Source organism: Streptomyces sp. NPDC001156 (assembly GCF_053598275.1).
Genome location: NZ_JBSFJX010000408.1, coordinates 1 through 3,505 on the forward strand (window position 1 = coordinate 1; position 3,505 = coordinate 3,505).

Consider the following 3,505-nt stretch of genomic DNA (forward strand, 5'->3'; position numbering starts at 1 on the left):
CCGTCGCCCTTCGACGAGCGGGTGGCCCCGGCGGTGACGGCGGCGGTCGCCGCTGCGGCCCGGGCCGAGGGAGTCGCGCGCCGATAGCTCCGCCGCGTGGGCGGGCTCGCGTGCGAGCCCGCCCACCCCTGCGGGGCAGGGTCCGGGTTACGGGCCACCTGGTGCGGGTTCGTTCGGTCGCCCACGTGCCCGAGCGGCTTGTGTCCGCAACCTCCCCTTTTGCCCTTGGGGCCGTCTGTTCGCGCGGGTGATCTTCCGGGTCCGGTCTTCCCGGCGCACTGCCGAAATCGGCGGGAGACGTCCCTACACCGCCCGTGCCATCCCGGGCATCTCTCCCGCTCCGGTCCGCGGTACGACAGCAGTGCGCCCCCTCGGGGACACGCGTCACAGTCGGGCCAGGTTCCCTACGGCAACCGCGGAGCCTATCGTCAAGGTCATGTTCGCTGCCTACGCCGCCCGTATCGACCGCGACCAACCCCTGACCGGCCTGGAGTTGGGAGAGCGTCCCGCTCCCGAGCGCAGGCCCGGCTGGACGACCGTGAACGTCAAGGCCGCCTCCTTGAACCACCACGACCTCTGGTCCCTGAGGGGCGTCGGCCTCTCCGAGGACAAACTCCCGATGATCCTCGGCTGCGACGCGGCCGGCGTGGACGAGGACGGCAACGAGGTCGTCCTCCACTCCGTCATCGGCCAGACCGGTCACGGCGTCGGCCCCGACGAACCCCGCTCCATCCTCACCGAGCGTTACCAGGGCACCTTCGCCGAACAGGTCTCCGTGCCCACATGGAACCTGCTGCCCAAGCCCAAGGAACTCTCCTTCGAGGAGGCTGCCTGCCTCCCCACCGCGTGGCTGACGGCGTATCGCATGCTCTTCACCAACGCGGGCGTCCGTCCCGGTGACTCCGTTCTCGTCCAGGGCGCCGGCGGCGGTGTGGCGACCGCCGCGATCGCGCTCGGCAAGGCGGCAGGGCTGCGGGTCTTCGCCACCAGCCGTGACGAGGCCAAGCGCAAGCGTGCCCTCGAACTGGGCGCCGTGGAGGCACTGGAGTCGGGAGCACGGCTGCCCCAGCGGGTGGACGCCGTCATCGAGACCGTCGGCGCCGCCACCTGGTCCCACTCGGTGAAGTCGCTGCGGCCCGGCGGCACCCTCGTCATCTCGGGTGCCACCAGCGGCGACCGTCCCTCGCACGCCGAACTGACCCGCATCTTCTTCCTGGAACTGAAGGTCGTCGGCTCCACCATGGGCACCAAGGACGAACTCGAGGACCTGCTGTCCTTCTGCGCCGCCACCGGAGTGCGTCCCGTCATCGATGAAGTCCTTCCGCTGGACCGCGCCCGTGAGGGCTTCGAACGCCTGGAGTCGGGCGAGCAGTTCGGCAAGATCGTGCTGACCGGGAACTGATCGCCGCTCTGGTCCGCCGCCCACCCGACGGCCGCGACCTTTTCCTCTGTCAGCTGATAGCTGTCAGCTGTGAGCTGTAGGCCCGCGGCGGGCTCGGATCTTCCGAGCCCGCCGCGGGTTTTTCAGGTCATGGCTTGTCAACCAGGGTTGACAAGCTCCGCATGTCAACCTAAGTTGACATCATGACCGAAGCAACGGATCTCGCCGAGCGCGCGGGCGATCGTGATCCACGGATCGGGCTGCGGGCCGTCGCCGCGCTGCGGAGGCTGCTGGAGCAGCTGGAGGCGGTGCAGGTGCGCAGCGCGCGCAACCAGGGCTGGTCGTGGCAGGAGATCGCCGCGGAACTCGGAGTCAGCAGGCAGGCCGTGCACAAGAAGTACGGGAGGCAGTGATGTTCGAACGGTTCACCAAGGACGCCCGCGCCGTGGTCACCGGAGCGGTCGAGCACTGTGAACGGGCCGGTGAGGCGCGCGTCGAGGAAGCACATCTGCTGCTCGCCCTCCTCGACCGCGAGGGTAGCCGGGCCGCCTTCGCCCTGGCGTCGCTCGGGCTCACCGGGCGGCGCGAGGCGGTGGTGCGGGAGCTCGCCGAGGCACGCCGCCGCGGCGGCCTCTCCCGGGCCGACGCCGATGCCCTCGCCGGGCTCGGCATCGACCTCGCGGAGATCGTCTCCCGGGTTGAGGAGACGCATGGCGAGGGCGCGCTGGCCACCGGCCGTGCTGGAAGCGCACGGCGAGCCGGACGCCGTCCGTTCGACCGGGGCGCCAGGGAGCTCCTGACCGCTTCTCTGCGCACCGCCCTCGCTCATGGCGACCGGCACATCGGCGACGAGCACCTGCTGCTCGCCCTGACCCTCCGCCCCGGCATCCCCTCCGAGGTCCTCGCCGACCATGGAGTGACCCACGCCGGCGTCGAGCGCGTGCTGTGGGGTGGGCGAGCGGCACAGGCCGGGTGAGGCGCGTCTCCCGGCGGGGTGCTGCCCTTGCGGCGCACAGCAGCCAAGCAGGTCCGCTGCCCGTGCGGCTGGTTGACGGTTGTGGGCGAGTACCGCGGTCTGTCGGGGGAGCTCGCCCACGACTACGCGTTCAATTGCTGAAACCCGCGCATGGGCCGTGCTGAGATTCCCGAGTGGTCCCTCGCGTCATTTTCGCCAGAACAGGTGGTGCGTCACGCCGCTCGGGCTGGGCACGACCTCGAGATGGAACCGGTCGAGCAGTTCATCGGGCGACTCCCAGAGGCGCAGGCCGGACCCGAGCCTCACCGGCGAGACCGCTACGTGCAGGGTGTCGATGAGGTCGGCATCAAGGAACTGTCGGACGGTGGTGACCCCGCCGCCGAGTCGGACGTCCTTGCCCTGCGCCGCCTCACGCGCCTGTTCGAGGACCGTGATCGGGCTGCCGTCGACAAAGTGGAACGTGGTGTCGGAGAGCGTGATCGAAGGACGCTTGTGGTGGGTCATGACGAACACCGGGGTGCGAAACGGGGGCTCGTCACCCCACCAGCCGCGCCAGTCATGGTCCTGCCAGGGCCCACGCTGGGGGCCGAATTTGTTGCGGCCCATGATTTCGGCGCCGATGTTGTGTGCGAAGTCCCGCGTGAAGTAGTCGTCGAGGCCACGGCTCCCTCCGGGGTCGGTGCGGTTGGGCCAGCTCGCCGTGGCGCCGGCCCAGGCGAACAGCCTCTCAGCATTGGCGAGGCCGAACGGATTCTCGAAGCTCTGGTGCTGGTGCTCACCGGCACCGATCCCGTCACTTGAGACGTTGAAGTTCATGAGTCTCAGTAGCTGATCCATGTGTTTCCTCATCAGGTCCTGGTCGCAACCTCGTGTGGCGAAGTGCCCCACATCAGGTCGTCGAACGGGATGTGGCCGGATCGACAGCGGCCCCTAATTTTTTTTCCAAGGCGTGCCCGGCGTGAGAAGTTCACGTGCGTCGTTCGGTGGCGTCCCTGTGCCTGCCAGTGCGGTGTCGAGCGGAGGTGGGACTGTCGGATGCGCGCGGGCAGCTGTCTGTGCGACATCCCACGGGTTCCCCTGAGCCTCGCCGAGCTCCTAGCCCTGTGGCCAGGGGGTTCTTCCTGCGTCGATGGCTCGACTGTCTGCTG

At 69.3% G+C, this 3,505-nt stretch carries 5 protein-coding genes; 3 read left to right on the top strand and 2 right to left on the bottom strand.

All coding sequences use genetic code 11. From position 1 onward, the window contains the following. Positions 1-185 (bottom strand): hypothetical protein (locus ACWDA7_RS51360; RefSeq protein ID WP_450614932.1); only part of this gene is annotated, 185 nt, incomplete at its 3' end. 251 nt (positions 186-436) lie between these two features. Between ACWDA7_RS51360 and ACWDA7_RS51365 the strand changes: the two genes are divergently transcribed. The 3 genes from ACWDA7_RS51365 to ACWDA7_RS51375 all read left to right on the top strand — a co-directional run bounded on the left by ACWDA7_RS51365 (position 437) and on the right by ACWDA7_RS51375 (position 2,357). Continuing rightward, a complete protein-coding gene (locus ACWDA7_RS51365) occupies positions 437-1,402 on the top strand; it encodes a zinc-binding dehydrogenase (protein WP_359395818.1) in 966 nt (321 codons plus the stop codon). 182 nt (positions 1,403-1,584) lie between these two features. Further along, entirely contained in the window at positions 1,585-1,794 is a 210-nt protein-coding gene (locus ACWDA7_RS51370) for a helix-turn-helix domain-containing protein (protein WP_040248424.1), read from the top strand. Further along, positions 1,794-2,357, top strand: coding sequence for a Clp protease N-terminal domain-containing protein (locus tag ACWDA7_RS51375; RefSeq protein ID WP_450614935.1), 564 nt, complete (start codon positions 1,794-1,796; stop codon positions 2,355-2,357). The genes ACWDA7_RS51370 and ACWDA7_RS51375 overlap by 1 nt, the downstream gene beginning before the upstream one ends. 186 nt (positions 2,358-2,543) lie before the next feature. Here ACWDA7_RS51375 and ACWDA7_RS51380 read toward each other — a convergent pair whose 3' ends face one another. Next, positions 2,544-3,194, bottom strand: a complete 651-nt coding sequence (locus ACWDA7_RS51380; RefSeq protein ID WP_450614937.1) for a dihydrofolate reductase family protein — start codon at positions 3,192-3,194, stop codon at positions 2,544-2,546. Between the last annotated feature and the right edge of the window lie 311 nt (positions 3,195-3,505).

Coding starts and splice junctions, on each gene's coding strand:
- ACWDA7_RS51365 (WP_359395818.1), top strand. CDS start 437: ATGTTCGCTGCCTACGCCGCCCGTATCGACCGCGACCAACCCCTGACC.
- ACWDA7_RS51370 (WP_040248424.1), top strand. CDS start 1,585: ATGACCGAAGCAACGGATCTCGCCGAGCGCGCGGGCGATCGTGATCCA.
- ACWDA7_RS51375 (WP_450614935.1), top strand. CDS start 1,794: ATGTTCGAACGGTTCACCAAGGACGCCCGCGCCGTGGTCACCGGAGCG.
- ACWDA7_RS51380 (WP_450614937.1), bottom strand. CDS start 3,194: ATGGATCAGCTACTGAGACTCATGAACTTCAACGTCTCAAGTGACGGG.